Here is a 15062-nt window from a genome sequence, read left to right as displayed (position 1 = left end):
CATGCCAACCGATACCACAGAAAAAGGTCTCGAAACCCTTATTGTTGAAGCGATGACCGGAAAGCCAGCACCTTCTCAGGTACAGACAGACATAGGCAGAGAACCAAGTGCTCTTTACGGTGGTACCGGCTGGATACTCGGGCGCTGGCAGGACTACAACCGTGAGTACGCCGTTGACCTTGTGCAATTAATTGCTTTCCTGAAATCAACACAGCCCGAACTGGTAGAAGCTCTTGACCTTGGAAATTCCAGCCCAACACGACAGAAATTCCTCTTCCGCCTGCAAGGCGAAATCACAAAGCGAGGCATAATCGACGTGCTGCGCAAAGGCATAAAGCACGGGCCTCATGATATCGATCTTTTCTATGGAACTCCCACGCCAGGAAACACAAAGTATGAAGAACTCAATGCTCTGAACCGCTTCAGTGTAACCAGGCAGCTCAGGTACAGCCGGGATGAAACAAAGCTTGCCCTCGATCTTGCGCTTTTCATCAACGGACTGCCTGTAGCTACCTTTGAGCTCAAAAACAGCCTCACAAAGCAGACAGTGGCAGATGCTGTAGAACAGTATAAAAATGACCGTGACGCAAAAGAGCTCCTATTCCAGTTTGGGAGATGTATAGTTCATTTTGCTGTTGATGACCAGGAAGTGAAATTCTGTACTCACTTGAAAGGTGATAGCTCCTGGTTCCTTCCCTTCAACCAGGGCTACAATGACGGTGCAGGCAACCCTCCAAATCCGAACGGCATCAAGACCGATTACCTCTGGAAGCGCATTCTCACGCCGAAAGGCCTTACCAATATTCTTGAAAACTACGCACAGGTAGTGAAGTACAAAAACGAAAAAACAAAAAAAATCGACAGGGAAGTACAGATTTTCCCTCGGTATCACCAGCTCGACGTAGTCAGGAAACTTCTTGCTCATGCAGGTCAACACGGTGTAGGCAACCGATATCTTATCCAGCATTCGGCTGGCAGTGGCAAAAGCAATTCCATTGCCTGGCTAGCACGTCAGCTCATTGACCTCAAGAAAAAGGACAAAGAGATCTTCGATTCCATCATTGTCATCACTGACAGGCGTATTCTTGATAAACAGATCTGTGAAACAATCAAACAATTTGCTCAGGTAAGCTCAACAGTAGGGCACGCCGAACACTCAGGTGACCTCAGGAAGTTCATTGAAGGCGGGAAAAAGATAATCATTTCCACGGTCCAGAAGTTTCCGTTTATCCTCGATGAGATTGGAACGGACCACCGTGGACGAAAATTTGCAATCATAATCGATGAGGCTCACTCCAGTCAGGGAGGACGCACATCAGCAGCCATGAACGAAGCCCTCTTTGATCCAGAAGATACCATCAACGATGCACTGGAAAAACGAATGCAGGCACGTAAAATACTGCCAAATGCCAGTTATTTTGCATTTACCGCAACTCCCAAAAACAAAACTCTTGAATTATTCGGGGAGCCCTATGGGGAAGCTGGACAGGTCAAGCACCGGTCTTTCCACAGCTACACCATGAAGCAGGCGATTCAGGAAGGTTTCATTCTGGACGTGCTAAGTTACTATACTCCTGTGAACAGTTACTATAAACTTATCAAAACTGTAGAGGGAGATCCTGAATTCGATACCAAAAGAGCGAAAAAGAAGCTGCGTAAATACGTAGAAAACCATGACCACGCTATCCAGCTCAAAGCTGAGATCATGGTAGATCATTTTCATGAACAGGTAATCGCGCTTGACAAGATAGGGAGGCAGGCCAGGGCAATGGTGGTTACGGATGGAGTTGAACGTGCAATTCAGTACTATTATGCCATTCACAACTACCTAAGTGAAAGGAAGAGCCCATATCAGGCAATTGTTGCTTTTTCTGGAGAGCGCGAATACGGCGGAGTAAAAGTTACCGAGGCCTTAATCAACGGCTTTCCATCAAATAAGATCGAAGAGAAGATCAAAGAAGATCCTTACAGGTTCCTTATCTGTGCCGACAAATTCCAGACCGGCTATGATGAGCCGCTTCTGCATACGATGTACGTAGACAAGGTGCTATCTGATATCAAGGCTGTTCAGACACTCTCAAGGCTTAACCGAGCACACCCTCAGAAGCATGACGTTTTTGTGCTCGATTTCATGAATAACACTGATACAATCCAGGCTGCTTTCTCAAATTACTACCGTACTACACTTCTGAGTGACGAGACTGACCCCAACAAACTTCATGACCTGAAGGCCGACCTTGACAGCTACCAGGTCTATTCACCTGAGGATATCGAGAAGTTAGTTGAACTTTATCTCAGCGGCTCTGACCGCGATAAACTTGATCCCATTCTTGATGCCTGTGTAGCCGTTTATAAAGAACAGCTTGATGAAGACGGACAGGTTGATTTCAAAAGCAAAGCAAAAGCTTTCAACCGTACCTATGGCTTCCTTGCTTCGGTTATTCCATATACGGATGCCGAATGGGAAAAGCTCTCAATATTCCTTAACTTCCTTGTACCCAAATTGCCAGCCCCTATTGAAGAAGACCTCTCAAAGGGCATCCTCGAAGCCATAGATATGGATAGTTACAGGGTTGAAAAACAGGCTGTGGTAAAAATTCAGCTGCCGGATTCGGATGCCGAAATCGAACCTGTACCTGCAAGCAGTAGCGGGTTTAAACCCGAACCAGAGTTAGACCGGCTCAGTAATATCATCAAGAGTTTTAACGACCAGTTTGGCGGCATTCGCTGGACTGACTCCGATAGGATTATCCATCTGATAACCGAAGAACTGCCTGCAGCGGTACTGGCAGACACCGCTTACCAGAATGCCAGAAAAAACTCGGACAAGCAAAACGCTCGCATTGAGCTTGACAAAGCTGCTCAACGCGCGGCAATTGCACGCATGAGTATTGAGACCGAATTCTTCAAACAATTTAGTGATAATGAGTCTTTCCGCCGTGTCGTCCTGGATACTTTATTTTCACTGACTTATTCATAATAACAATCCTAACGATATTCCACTAGCAGTTGAACAGGTAGACATTGTGCTAAAATCTCTATGAAAGGTCTTAAGACAATATGCAAAGAACGGCGTCGCACCCTTGATGGATGTGTGGATTGAAATCCTTTATGTAAAAAACAGAGAATTTATAGTTGTTTTTCAAAGTACTTTTTTACAACTTAAGCTTACAAGGTTGAACGGACTGAACAGATGACTTAACAAAGGAATGAATAAAAGAATAATCAAAGTTAACATATACTAAATAATTCCGATAGTCTAATAAAGAATTTTCGGAGTGAGCCGACCGAATTTTGTAAACAGTCGGCTAAGTTTACTGCCGATTCAACTTAGTAGTTGATTTTAGTAGTTGATTTTTAGTAGTTGATTTTAGTAGTTGATTTTTAGTAGCTGATTTTAGTAGTTGATTCTTACTACATTAAGCCTGAGTGAGAGCTTTTTACAGGCTCCTTAAGGCTTCACAGTATCAATCAAGTCCAGAATTCGCAGAGCAAGATGCGCACCGTTTGCTCCGTTATCTATCCCTACGCTTCCTACAGGCACTCCAGGGGGCATCTGGGCAATGGAGAGCAGGGCATCGAGTCCGCCAAGCTTCGCGCTAACAGGGACTCCGACTACAGGTCTTTTTGTTCTGGAAGCTACAACCCCGGGAAGGGCTGCAGACAAACCTGCAATTGTAATAAAGACCTTTGCATCGGTGCTTGAGACGTAGCTTTCAAGTTCGTCAGGGTTCCTGTGAGCAGAGATAACCATTACTTCGTAAGTGTATTTGCTCTTTTCAAGTACGGATACCGCACGGTTGGCGATAGACCTGTCGGATTCGGAACCCATAATTACTGAGATATCAACCATTTTTAGCTTCTCCTGAGCAGTCAGGGCAGTCTTCCTTTGCCGCTTAACTCGTTTTGGCGCTCAATACTCATCCTGATAAGAACCTCAAAAATGGCCTTTATGGAACCCGGATCAAGGTTGAGCTCGGTTGCGGCATTTAAAGCTCTGTTAATTACAACCTCGTTTTGCTTCTGGTCATTTATCGAAGTTCCATTTATTCTTTTTGATTCAAGCACTCTTTCGGCCATATTTACTCTTCTATCAATGAGGGCAAGTATTTCCCTATCAATTTCCTCAATTTCTCTGCGGATGTCCTCAAGTTCGTTCAAGTGAAACCCTCGTTTTATAAAGACATTGCATCTCTGTTATTTATAGAGGTTTCTATAACCCTGCCTTCCATCCCACAGCTCTCCCAGGCCGACCTGAGCTCTTCGACCTGGCTTTCTTTAACAAGCGCAACGTATGCCGGGCCGGATCCGGATAGACTTACCCCTTTTACACCGCATTCCAGGGCTTGAAGAATGCATTCGGTATCAAAGCCAAGGGCGCTGCAGTAGAGGAAACCGTTTAAAGTCATTGCTTTTTCATACTCTCCTGCCAGCGCAAGTTCATATGCCAGATCTATATACGGAGCAATGAGTTCCGAACGTTTGACATTTGTTTGTGAACTGAACACTTTCCTGTTCGGCGCAAAGATCAGGACCTTTGAATTGTATTCTTCTCTTTTAAGCAGTTCCAGTTTTCGATTGTCGGTAATCACAACTCCGCCGAAAAAAGAAGCACAAGCGTCATCAAAAGACCCTGTTATGGTTACTTTTGCTTCTCTTGCAGCTCTTACCCCAAGTTTTACAGCGTCAAGAGGAGGCATTGACTCTCCTATAGCGTTTAAGGTCGCCAGTACGGTTGCATTGGCAGCTGCACTGCTGCTCTTGAGTCCGCCTGCAAGAGGAATATTGCTGCTTGTTTTTACCTTGCCCCCAAGTTTAATCTCGAAGTGTTCAAGCACAAGTTCAACACACCTTTCAATAAGAAAAGTGTCTGCTTCAGGCATTCCCTCAATAGATCCGCGGACTTTTCTTTCGCGGTCCGAGAGTTCCACCTCTGAATATGTTTTTAAGCCAGTTCCGAATGCCGCACCTTTCCAGGTTGCAAATGCCGCGATAATGGTTCCTGCTCCCGACGCGCAGGCACGCCCTTCAAGTATCATCATCCTCAGAATGCATTATTCTTTAATATTTTTTACTGCGTTTCTTCACAGGACCCAGGTCTCCTGAAATGCAAAGCTTTGAAAGTATTCATAAAAAAGCGGAAATTTACAAACATAAATAGCAAAGTTGAATCACATATACAAGAAATATTTCCAAATCTGATCAGAGGATACTATTTGAATCAGGAACAAACGTTTCTAATTTCAGATCTAACGAATTTAATCAAAAATATGAAATAATTATCAGGGCCAGGAAAGTATAGCAGGCAGGTGGATCTACTTACATACTTCCCATCCTTAATAACGGACTGAAAAAATGGGGACCAAAACAGGCACAAAGGTTTCATTCAAGCCCCAACCTGACGGAAAACTACTGAATAATCCAGTTCTTGAAGAGCGGTCAATAAAAATGAAAAGATTTCCAGGGTAAAATTTCTATGCATTCATATAAAGATCTCAAAAGTAATAAAAGAGTTAAATATATAACTAACATCTTAAATCGAGATCATTGATTTACCTTTCAATGCTCTGAGCTGCTCAAAAAATATTTTTAGATTTATAAAAATATTTTAGAGTTTCTGAAAGATATCTTAAGTATAAATAGAGGGAAATTGAGCTGTAAAATGTTACAAAAAGAGTTAAGTGAGAAAGATACCAGAAGATATTCTTAATAAAAACAATTTATATTTTTAAGATTGAATGGATAAAATAGGAAAAAATATAAAGTAAAGTGCAGAACATCAGTGCACATATAAAAAATTAATACTTATAAAAAATTTGGAAGAGCTTGAAGTCTTCTGGATAGAAAGCTTTTTGTTTATGGATAAAAAGCTTTTTTATTAATGTGGTGAGGGAATTAGGCGATAGAAAGCAATTTATTTATATTCCGGTGTTATTTCCACGGAGGCACTTTCTATTCTATCGTAGAAAGGGTCTTAAACTTCCAATTTACTTCCAGATACACTGGAAAGGGAAAAACATCTACAATTTTCCCCAATCCCCTCAGTACGATAAATAGAAGTTGCATAAATGCATGGATCAAGAGATTAAATTTAAGTACCAATCCGTAAAGGAAAGCAATCCGAGAAATCCTTAGGTACTATGCTTTTCCCAAAGGAGGGAAGCTATGAATATGTTTGAACGATTTAAGGTAAGCTTTTCAAAAATGTTCAATAAACTGTTCAAGAAAAAAGGAGCATGCATAGGAATTTACGGCCCCCCAAATGCCGGTAAGACGACCCTTAGTAATCGGATCCTCAAGGATTGGGTCGGAGCTGATGAAACTATGGGTTCTGTTTCTCATATAGCTCATGAAACCCGGCATGCCAAGAGAAGGAACGAGATAAGTATTGAGACCAATGGGCACACAATCAACCTTGATATCGTAGACACGCCCGGGCTTGCCACAAAAATCGATTTCCATGACTTCATGGAGCAGGGAATGAGTGATTCCGAATCCAAAAAACGGTCCAAAGAAGCAACAGAAGGCGTAATCGAAGCTGTCAAATGGTTGGATGACCTTGACGGTGTCATACTTGTTATGGATTCTACAGAAAATCCCTATACCCAGGTCAATGTAACAGTAATAGGGAACATGGAAGCCAGAAACCTTCCACTTCTTATAGTAGCAAACAAGGTAGACCTTCCTGATGCTGATCCATCTGTCATAAAGGAAGCTTTCCCCCAGCATCCTATGGTGCCAGTTTCTGCCCTTGAAGGAGTGGGAATGGACTCGTTTTATGAAGCTCTAGCAAAACAGTTCGGGTGATCCGTATGCAGGGAATTCAACTTGATTTGGTATCCGAAGCCAGAATCTCTCAGATGGCTTCGATGGAAAAGGTCAGATACATAATCGATGAGGTACGAAAAGGTAAAATCCTGGTGCTTGAAAAGGGCCTGAACCCGATGGAGGAAGCAAAGCTTATAGAAATGACAATGTCAGTGATTCAGCCTGATGTTTTTTCGGGCATCGAGATGCAAAGTTATCCTGCAAATACGGACGGCTCATTTCTTGGAAAAATTCTCAAAAGACAGAGCAGTAAGAGACTTACGGTAATAGGGCCTGCAAACCAGCTCAAAACCCTTAAAAAAGATCGGAATCTCATAAGTGCACTTGTCTCTGCAAGTAAGTAAACGAAGTGGAAGCAATGTGTGCCCAGAAGACCCAAGATGAGGAAGCTATAATCTACCCTCCCCAGTCTCTAGGCTCCTTTGAGATGGGCAGGAATGACGTCAACTTAATCTGTACTTACGGGAAAATCGCCGTGTGGTTTGGACGGAAAGTTCCTGATTACATTATAGCGCAGATACTAATTGGAATTTCAAAAGTTGACCAGTCTACAGTTCATGAATTTGAAATTATCTGCAACTTTGATGAGATTACGGAATATGAGAGTAAAGGGTACACACTTGTGTCCTATGGAAAAACAGCCGGTGGTTATCGCGTAAACTATAGTATTCCTTTTTCCAATAAAAAAGCCCTTTTTCACTTATCAAAATTTATACTTGAAGAGCTCCAAAAAGGAGAAACACGTAAAGACTTTTATTGGAATGGGAACGACTGTGACATCCAGAGGCTATATCACGAATTTAAAAGTAACATTGAAAATTGGGAACTGAAAAATATTAATTATAAAACTGAGTCGCAAGTAAGCAAATAAAGTCAGGACTGCCAGCACTGCAGCAAGGTGAAAAGAAGGCTTCCGAAGTTTGCCCTGAGATCTGCACTGTAGATTTGAGTAAAGATTTTGGTAAAGTTTCAGGAGCATTTTCTATTTGATGCTGACATAGGCAGGTAAATAAGACATAATCAGTTATTGTTGTCGGTTAATTGTTATCAGTTAATCGTAATTGGTTAATTGTTATCAGTTAATCGTAATTGGTTAATTGTTATCAGTTAATCGTAATTGGTTAATTGTTATCAGTTAATCGTAATTGGTTAACTTTTATCAGTTAATCGTATTGGTTAATTGTTATCAGTTAATCGTAATTGGTTATTGTTATCAGTTAACTTTTATCAGTTAATCGTAATTGGTTAACTGCTATCAGTTAATCGTAATTGGTTATTGTTATCAGTTAACTGTTATCAGTTAATCATAAATGGTTAATTATTATAGGATCTATCAATTAACTATTATCAGTTAATTATTATATAACTCATCAATTAATTATTATAAAATCAGGCATTTAACCAGCACTTAACCCAATGTTTTTCGGAGAACTCATATGGAAAAAGTTCAGGTAAACAACTGCGAAGACGTACTACTATCAATGAAACTGATTGCAGTAAACCTCAATGAGATAATTGACAGACTAGATAGAGAAGCCATAAGGTCGATGATCCAGAAAATTCTGGAAGGCAAAAGAATTTTTTTGTTGGGAGCCGGAAGGTCCGGGCTTGTTGCCAAAGCTTTTGCAATGAGGCTTATGCACCTTGGATTCAGTGTGTATGTGGTTGGTGAAACTACAACTCCTGCTGTCAGACCCGAGGATGTGGTGATTGCCATTTCAGGGTCAGGAGAAACCCACTCTATAGCTGATCTCGGGAAAATAGTAAAAGACATTGGCGCAACTCTCATAACGGTTACATCTAAAAAAGAATCCACACTCGGCAGAATCTCGGATATTGCTATGATCCTTCCTAGCAAGACTAAAAATGACCCTGACGCAGACGGTTACCTTGAAAGAAATATGCGGGGAGGTTACAAAACTATGCCACCTCTGGGCACATCTTTTGAAATTGCATCACTTATTTTCCTTGATTCGATAATTTCTCAGCTTATAACGCTCACAGGCGCCTCTGAAGCCGAACTGAAATCGAGACATACGAATATTGAATAAAGCCTTAACCGCTAAATCGCTAGAAAGCATCAGATCCATCTAAACACAGTTAACTTATAAGGATACAGGAGGGCTCAATTTGAAGGAAAGAAAATTTTCAGATAACGTAGCCAGAATCGACATCTCAGGAATCAGGAAGATTTTCGAAGCTGCAGGCTCGGATGCCATTAACCTTGGGCTTGGACAGCCTGATTTTGATACTCCAGAGCATATCAAGGCAGCGGCAGTAAAAGCTATAAACGAAGGTTTTACGGGCTATACGGTCGGCTCGGGAATTCCGGAGTTAAGAGAAGCCCTGAGCTCCAAATTCCAGGAAGAAAACAGGTTCACGGTTTCTCCTGAAGAAATAATTGTTACCTCGGGAGCATCTGAAGCTCTTGCCATTGCCCTTACAGCCCTGCTAAACCCTGGAGATGAAGTTCTTATCTCAAACCCGGGCTTTGTTTCTTATAATGCACTGACCCAGATCGTCAGTGGTAAAGCTGTAAGTGTCCCCCTTGCCGAAGACCTTACCATGAAGCCTGAGACCGTGCTTGAGAAAATTACCCCTAAAACCCGAGCTCTTATCCTTAATTCTCCTTCAAATCCTACAGGAACTGTCGCAAGCAGAGCCGATATAAAAGCCCTGGCCGAGATTGCAGACGACCATAATATAACCATTATTTCGGACGAAGTCTATGAATACTTCATCTATGAAGGAGAACATGTAAGCCCTGCCAGTTATTCGGACAATGTTATTACGGTAAATGCTACCTCAAAAAGCTATGCTATGACCGGCTGGAGGCTTGGCTACGTAGCAGCCCAGAAAGAATACATAGGTCAGATGCTTAAGGTACACCAGTATATTCAGGCCTGCGCCAATTCAATCGCTCAGAAAGCAGCTTATGCAGCATTGACAGGACCTAAAGACTCAGTCAAAGTTATGTTAGATGAGTTCAGAAAGCGCAGGGATGTACTCGTAAAAGGGCTGAATGAGTTAGGGATGGAATGTGCTCTCCCGAAAGGAGCTTTCTACGCCTTCCCGAAAGTCTCAAACTCCTCAGAAGTAGCCTCAAAATTGATCTCAAACGGCATTATTGTCACTCCGGGTACAGCCTTCGGAAGCGAAGGAGATGGACATATTCGATTTTCCTATGCGGCTTCAATGAAAGATATTGAAAAAGCTTTAGGCATAATGGAAAAAGTCCTTTGAGAGCGTAGTCCGAAACTAACTCAAATAAATATTTTAAAAACATTTTAAAAATTCATGAGAAAGTACTCTGAAAAATTTTCAAAGTTTCCTGTAACAGAGGCAGTTTTTCAGACCTTCTTTTTTCGGACTTCCTTTTTTCAGACTTTCTTTTTTCAAGCTTTCTTTTTTCAAGCTTTCTTTTTTCGGACTTCCTTTATTCAGATCTTCTTTCAATGACTGCCCATATTTCTCGATAGTTTATCAGCACATCCATTCTACAGTTTCTACAAAGATGGGGATTATCTCAGGAGATTCGTAGTCCATATGAGGAATCTCACCATAGTATTTGTAATATAAGCGTATGTCTACAGAAGTGCGAGGATTGGGAATCTCAACTTTAGTTATATTTGTAATTTGTTTATCTACAGTTACCTTATATGTATATTCCTTTTTTTCCCGAGAGAACTTTAGACTTAAAGGACGAGAGTGTGACAAATCGCTTTTAGGTTCCAGATGGTGGGTTTCGTTTATTATTGATTTATCATGCTGATCAAACACTTCAACTGTTACTTCGTGACTTTTGACATCATGGTTGTGTATTATGAAAAACGATGCAGTTGATCCTGTAAAAATAAAAGGAATGGTTATGGGAAGAGAGACACAGATAAATAAAACAATTGTTAGGAGAGACAGTGTAACAATAAATTTTTTCCTTATCTTATTCGCCAGTTCAACCATCTCTGTAAACTTGTTATGCTAAAGATCTACAAAGGTTACGAGAGTATCCAAAAAATCAATAAGTTTATGTCCTAAAAACGTTATCATATACTGAAATCAGTATACTACTATATACTATATCGAATTCTTATAAAGTAAATTCAATATAGTTTTGATTTCTTATAAAATTTATGATACTGTTATTGGCACCTTTAAAATAAAAAATATAAAATATACGGTTGTATAACAATACAACGAGAAATCTTCAGCAGGCAGAGATTTAGTTCATAAAATATAACATAAAACAGAATGGGGGATTAGCTTGAAATTTGAGCGCATTAAATCGGAAGGTCTGGCTCATCTTTCTTATTTCATAGGTTCGGAAAATGAATCCATAGTTATTGACCCTCGAAGAGACTGTCAGGTCTATGCCGAACTTGCCAGAAGAGAGAGTATGAACATAAAATATATTTTTGAAACCCACAGAAACGAGGACTACTTAATTGGTTCCCTGGAACTGAAGAAGCTTACAGATGCAGAGATTTATCATGGTCATGGAGTAGATTTCAAATACGGGAACTACTTGAATGAAGGCCAGGAGTTCGATTTTGGCTCAATGAGACTGACTGCTTTACATACTCCTGGCCATACGGATGAGAGTCTGTCCTATACCCTGACAGACCTTGATACGGGAAAAGAGCCAGTAATGGTTTTTACAGGAGATGCCCTGTTTGTAGGCGATACCGGAAGAACCGATCTCTATGGCCCCGAGGAAGCTCCACGGCTGGCAGCAAACCTTTATGACAGTATATTTAATAAAATCCTTCCTCTGGGAGACGGAGTAATACTATGTCCTGCGCACGGTGCAGGCTCGGTTTGTGGGGGAGCTATCGCCAAACGAGACTACAGTACGCTTGGACTTGAGCGTGTACAAAATCCTGCTCTGCAAAAGACAAACAGGGAGGAGTTTATCAAGTTCAAACTTCAAGAGAAGCTTGAGTTTCCTCCTTACTTCTATAAAATGGAACAGTATAACCTGCAGGGACCTCCTCTGCTGCAGGGCCTGCCAGTTCCGAAGCCGCTTTCACCAGTGGAGTTCAGAGCAGAAATGGAAAAAGGAGCAGTGGTCGTGGATACCCGCATGCCACATTCTTTTGGCGGAACGCATATAAGAAACACCTATAGTCTCTGGCTCAACGGAATACCTTCGTTTGCGGGCTGGATTCTTCCTTATGATAAACCCATACTCCTCGTGCTGGAGGAAAAAGAGCATCTTGAGACTGCTGTAAGGTACCTGGTCCGTCTGGGTTATGACAACATCGTTGGTTTTTTGAACGGCGGAATTGCAGCCTGGTATATGAAAGCCTTACCTGTGGACAAAATTAGTTTTATCTCGGTCCACGATCTGAAAAATAAACTGCAAGAGCACGAGGAGATGACACTACTGGATGTCAGGAAAAAGAAGGAGTGGGATGAGGGGCATATTCAGGGAGCCAAAAACATATATGTGGGGGAACTTGAGATAAATCTGGATAAGATCCCGAAAGACTCTCAGGTAATTGTTTATTGTGACAGTTCCAGGCGTTCCAGTATAGCAACTTCGATTTTGAAAAAGCATGGCTATAATAATGTATATAACGTACTTGGCAGCATGACTGCATGGAAAAACGCCGGATATAATACAGTAAAATAAAATTGTTTTTTCTTAAAGCTGTGCACTCAAAAAAGGAATTTAGAAATCTTTATATTCTCTCTCTTTTTTTAACATACCATGATTTTACATGTTCCGCGCATTCTTCTTCCAAACGATAATTGGGAAAAGTGGGCAGTGATTGCCTGTGATCAGCACACTCAGGATCCGGAATACTGGAAAAGAGTTGAAGAATTTATTGGAGATGCCCCCTCTACTTTTAATTTAATTTATCCGGAAATATATCTTCCGCTAGATAAAAATAGAGTAAATAAGATTCATAAAACCATAAGTGACTACAAAAGGTTTCTTGTTGATTATGGCCCCTGCTTTATTCTCATAAGGCGTTCGGTCTCGGATAAGGAAAGAACCGGGCTTGTTGTTGCAGTAGATCTGGAAGAGTATCATTTCAACGGATCAGACTCGTTTATCAAACCAACTGAAGGCACTATTAAAGAAAGGCTTCCTGCAAGAGTCAGGATAAGGGAAAACGCCGAACTGGAACTCTCACACATCTTAGTGTTGTATGAAGATCCTTATTTCTCGGTTATTCCAAGAAACCCTGTTGATTTTATTTGTAAAGAGGACAAGATTTATGATTTTGATCTGATGGAAGGTGGCGGCCACATCACGGGTTACAGAATCATTAATGAAAAAATAATCAAAGAAATTTCGGATAAAATCCTGAACCTGGGAACCCTGCTTGTTGGCGATGGAAACCACAGCCTTGCTGCTGCAAAGAGCTTCTGGGAACAAATTAAAGGGACAGTACAGGTCGATCATCCTGCAAGGTATGCGATGGTTGAGCTTGTAAATGTTCATGATCCAGGGCTTTCCTTTGAACCTATTCACAGAATTGTAAGCGGAATTGAGCCTGAAGAACTGCTCAAGAAATTCAGTGCAAGGATCGAAGAAACAAGAACTTCTCCCTCAAATACTGATTTCCCGGTTGCAGGACATTCAATAGGGTTTATTACAAAAGACAGGTCTGGTATGCTTGTCTTTGATAATCCAGTGTACGATCTGGAGGTCGAAACCCTTGACGAGATCATTGACAATTACTCAATCGAATATGAGCATGATCCTGAAGTAGTGGAGAAACTTGGAAAAAAACAGGGTAATATCGGTTTCTTCCTTCCTCCGTTGAAGAAGAGCGATTTTTTTTCTCTAATTAAAAAGAAAGGAGTTCTTCCGAGAAAATCATTTTCGCTCGGAAAGGAAAATGAGAAGAGATATTATATCGAAGCCAGAAAGATTGTTCCGTAAGGCTTCCTATCGTGTAATCCCTTTCATTTTTTTATCTTTCATTTCTTTATCTTTCAGTTATCTTTCATTTCTTTATCTTTCACTTCTTTATCTTTCAGTTATCTTTCATTTCTTTATCTTTCACTTCTTTATCTTTCAGTTATCTTTCATTTACTTATCTTTCACTTATCTATCTTCCATTTACTTATCTTTCACTTATCTATCTTTCATTTATCTATTTTTCACTTCTTTATCTTTTACTTATTTACCTTTCACTTTTTTATCTTTTACTTATCTTGACATTGTCACATTTCCTTTTCACGTCTACCGTGAAGTATAATTTTTCCTCTATAAATTTGGTTTAATGAAACAAATAACAGATGACTTTATCAAGTCAAATAATATTTCTGTAGAAAAATACATTTTAGAGAAACAACTTGAATCCTATTTCCAAACGAAAACTCGTTGTGTTGTTTCAACCTGTATTGATTACCTTAATGGTCTGATTATCCTCCCTTATAGGAAGAATATGAGAAAAATGGCAATCTATTGTTGTAAATGCTCTAACAACCAATCAATAAGCCATTTCATCTCAACTTCTCCTTGGCATCCTACAGATCTCCTCAAATCTGTTCGAACAAATGCCATTAAAACTATAGGTAAAAATGGTGTTCTTATACTTGACGAATCAAGCATAAAAAAATCTGGAAATTGTTCTGTCGGAGTTTCTCATCAGTATTGCGGTAACCTTGGAAAAAAGGATAATTGCCAGGTTGGCGTATTCCTTGCTTATTTTAAGGAACAGAAGAGAATGTTGATTGATGAGAGATTATATCTCCCACAAAAATGGATTGATGACAAGTCCTGAGGAGATAAAGTTCCGAACCAAGAGTGAACTTGGTCTTGAAATGATTGATAACGCAATAGAGGAAGGTGTTCCTTTTTCCTATGTTACAATGGATGGATTTTACGGTGAAAATCCGGCTTTATTGGCAGAACTTGAAAGTAGAGGCTTAACTTTTGTTGCAGACGTAGCTTTTGATACTCTTGTTTATGTTGAAGAACCATTAGTTGGTGTTCCTGATAAAAAGGGAACAAGAGGAAGAAAACCCACTATCCCTAAGGTTTTGAATACAATATCAACAAGCGTCGATTCTCTTTCCAGTTCAATTGAGGGATGGAAACTTATCAAAGTTAGAAAAACGGAAAGAGGGTACAAAAAAGTCTATTTTAAGGCTATTAAAGTATGGAGACGTCAGAATAAATTACCTTGTGAGAAGCCATTATGGCTTCTCATAAGTAAAGATATAGAATCTAATGAAATTAAATATTCACTCTGCAACGCCTCTGAGGACACTTC

General features: G+C 40.5%; 12 protein-coding genes and 1 pseudogene. 9 read left to right on the top strand and 4 right to left on the bottom strand.

What is annotated here, in order from left to right; all coding sequences use genetic code 11:
- Window position 1: 1 nt before the first annotated feature.
- Window positions 2–2980: a type I restriction endonuclease subunit R gene (locus tag ASJ81_RS17535; RefSeq protein ID WP_095645472.1), complete on the top strand. Its 2979-nt coding sequence runs from the start codon at window positions 2–4 to the stop codon at window positions 2978–2980.
- Window positions 2981–3451: 471 nt separating this feature from the next.
- Here ASJ81_RS17535 and ASJ81_RS17530 read toward each other — a convergent pair whose 3' ends face one another.
- Genes ASJ81_RS17530 through ASJ81_RS17520 form a run of 3 tightly spaced genes read right to left on the bottom strand, consistent with a single transcriptional unit; the run spans window position 3452 to window position 5039 of the window.
- Window positions 3452–3853 (bottom strand): 5-(carboxyamino)imidazole ribonucleotide mutase, encoded by a 402-nt coding sequence (locus tag ASJ81_RS17530; RefSeq protein WP_095645471.1) that lies wholly within the window; start codon window positions 3851–3853, stop codon window positions 3452–3454.
- A 20-nt stretch (window positions 3854–3873) separates the two neighbouring features.
- On the bottom strand, window positions 3874–4161 hold the full coding sequence (locus tag ASJ81_RS17525) for a chorismate mutase (RefSeq protein WP_048106422.1): 288 nt from the start codon (window positions 4159–4161) through the stop codon (window positions 3874–3876).
- A gap of 14 nt (window positions 4162–4175) precedes the next feature.
- Window positions 4176–5039 carry a shikimate kinase gene (locus tag ASJ81_RS17520; RefSeq protein ID WP_095645470.1) on the bottom strand — a complete coding sequence of 288 codons (864 nt, stop codon included), beginning with the start codon at window positions 5037–5039 and terminating at the stop codon, window positions 4176–4178.
- A 1126-nt stretch (window positions 5040–6165) separates the two neighbouring features.
- On the opposite strand from ASJ81_RS17520, the gene ASJ81_RS17510 reads away from it, so the two are divergent.
- From ASJ81_RS17510 to ASJ81_RS17490, 5 genes are all read left to right on the top strand, one after another.
- The gene (locus tag ASJ81_RS17510; protein WP_095645469.1) at window positions 6166–6807 is read left to right on the top strand and encodes an Era-like GTP-binding protein; all 642 of its coding nucleotides are present in this window, start codon (window positions 6166–6168) and stop codon (window positions 6805–6807) included.
- 5 nt (window positions 6808–6812) lie between these two features.
- The gene (locus ASJ81_RS17505) at window positions 6813–7172 is read left to right on the top strand and encodes a DUF2073 domain-containing protein (RefSeq protein WP_048106427.1); all 360 of its coding nucleotides are present in this window, start codon (window positions 6813–6815) and stop codon (window positions 7170–7172) included.
- A gap of 14 nt (window positions 7173–7186) precedes the next feature.
- The gene (locus ASJ81_RS17500; RefSeq protein ID WP_095645468.1) at window positions 7187–7699 is read left to right on the top strand and encodes a hypothetical protein; all 513 of its coding nucleotides are present in this window, start codon (window positions 7187–7189) and stop codon (window positions 7697–7699) included.
- 565 nt (window positions 7700–8264) lie between these two features.
- A complete protein-coding gene (hxlB, locus tag ASJ81_RS17495; RefSeq protein ID WP_095645467.1) occupies window positions 8265–8879 on the top strand; it encodes a 6-phospho-3-hexuloisomerase in 615 nt (204 codons plus the stop codon).
- Between the two features lie 79 nt (window positions 8880–8958).
- On the top strand, window positions 8959–10071 hold the full coding sequence (locus ASJ81_RS17490) for a pyridoxal phosphate-dependent aminotransferase (protein WP_095645466.1): 1113 nt from the start codon (window positions 8959–8961) through the stop codon (window positions 10069–10071).
- Window positions 10072–10311: 240 nt separating this feature from the next.
- Here ASJ81_RS17490 and ASJ81_RS17485 read toward each other — a convergent pair whose 3' ends face one another.
- Window positions 10312–10788: a hypothetical protein gene (locus tag ASJ81_RS17485; RefSeq protein ID WP_245860254.1), complete on the bottom strand. Its 477-nt coding sequence runs from the start codon at window positions 10786–10788 to the stop codon at window positions 10312–10314.
- Between the two features lie 301 nt (window positions 10789–11089).
- On the opposite strand from ASJ81_RS17485, the gene ASJ81_RS17480 reads away from it, so the two are divergent.
- The 3 genes and pseudogenes from ASJ81_RS17480 to ASJ81_RS17470 all read left to right on the top strand — a co-directional run.
- Complete coding sequence (locus tag ASJ81_RS17480) at window positions 11090–12460, top strand: MBL fold metallo-hydrolase (RefSeq protein ID WP_095645465.1); 1371 nt, start codon at window positions 11090–11092, stop codon at window positions 12458–12460.
- Between the two features lie 135 nt (window positions 12461–12595).
- Window positions 12596–13723 (top strand): DUF1015 domain-containing protein, encoded by a 1128-nt coding sequence (locus tag ASJ81_RS17475; RefSeq protein ID WP_245860253.1) that lies wholly within the window; start codon window positions 12596–12598, stop codon window positions 13721–13723.
- 343 nt (window positions 13724–14066) lie between these two features.
- Window positions 14067–15062: pseudogene (locus ASJ81_RS17470) on the top strand (IS701 family transposase); the annotation flags it as partial.

Origin of the sequence: Methanosarcina spelaei (assembly GCF_002287235.1) — an archaeon.
Taxonomy (GTDB): Archaea; Halobacteriota; Methanosarcinia; order Methanosarcinales; family Methanosarcinaceae; genus Methanosarcina; species Methanosarcina spelaei.
This window is presented reverse-complemented; position numbering and strand designations above follow the sequence as displayed.

What these genes read in the sequence shown, in the direction of transcription:
- ASJ81_RS17535 (WP_095645472.1), top strand. Translation starts at nt 2, where the DNA reads ATGCCAACCGATACCACAGAAAAAGGTCTCGAAACCCTTATTGTTGAA.
- ASJ81_RS17530 (WP_095645471.1), bottom strand. Translation starts at nt 3,853, where the DNA reads ATGGTTGATATCTCAGTAATTATGGGTTCCGAATCCGACAGGTCTATC.
- ASJ81_RS17520 (WP_095645470.1), bottom strand. Translation starts at nt 5,039, where the DNA reads ATGATACTTGAAGGGCGTGCCTGCGCGTCGGGAGCAGGAACCATTATC.
- ASJ81_RS17510 (WP_095645469.1), top strand. Translation starts at nt 6,166, where the DNA reads ATGAATATGTTTGAACGATTTAAGGTAAGCTTTTCAAAAATGTTCAAT.
- ASJ81_RS17505 (WP_048106427.1), top strand. Translation starts at nt 6,813, where the DNA reads ATGCAGGGAATTCAACTTGATTTGGTATCCGAAGCCAGAATCTCTCAG.
- ASJ81_RS17500 (WP_095645468.1), top strand. Translation starts at nt 7,187, where the DNA reads ATGTGTGCCCAGAAGACCCAAGATGAGGAAGCTATAATCTACCCTCCC.
- hxlB (WP_095645467.1), top strand. Translation starts at nt 8,265, where the DNA reads ATGGAAAAAGTTCAGGTAAACAACTGCGAAGACGTACTACTATCAATG.
- ASJ81_RS17485 (WP_245860254.1), bottom strand. Translation starts at nt 10,788, where the DNA reads ATGGTTGAACTGGCGAATAAGATAAGGAAAAAATTTATTGTTACACTG.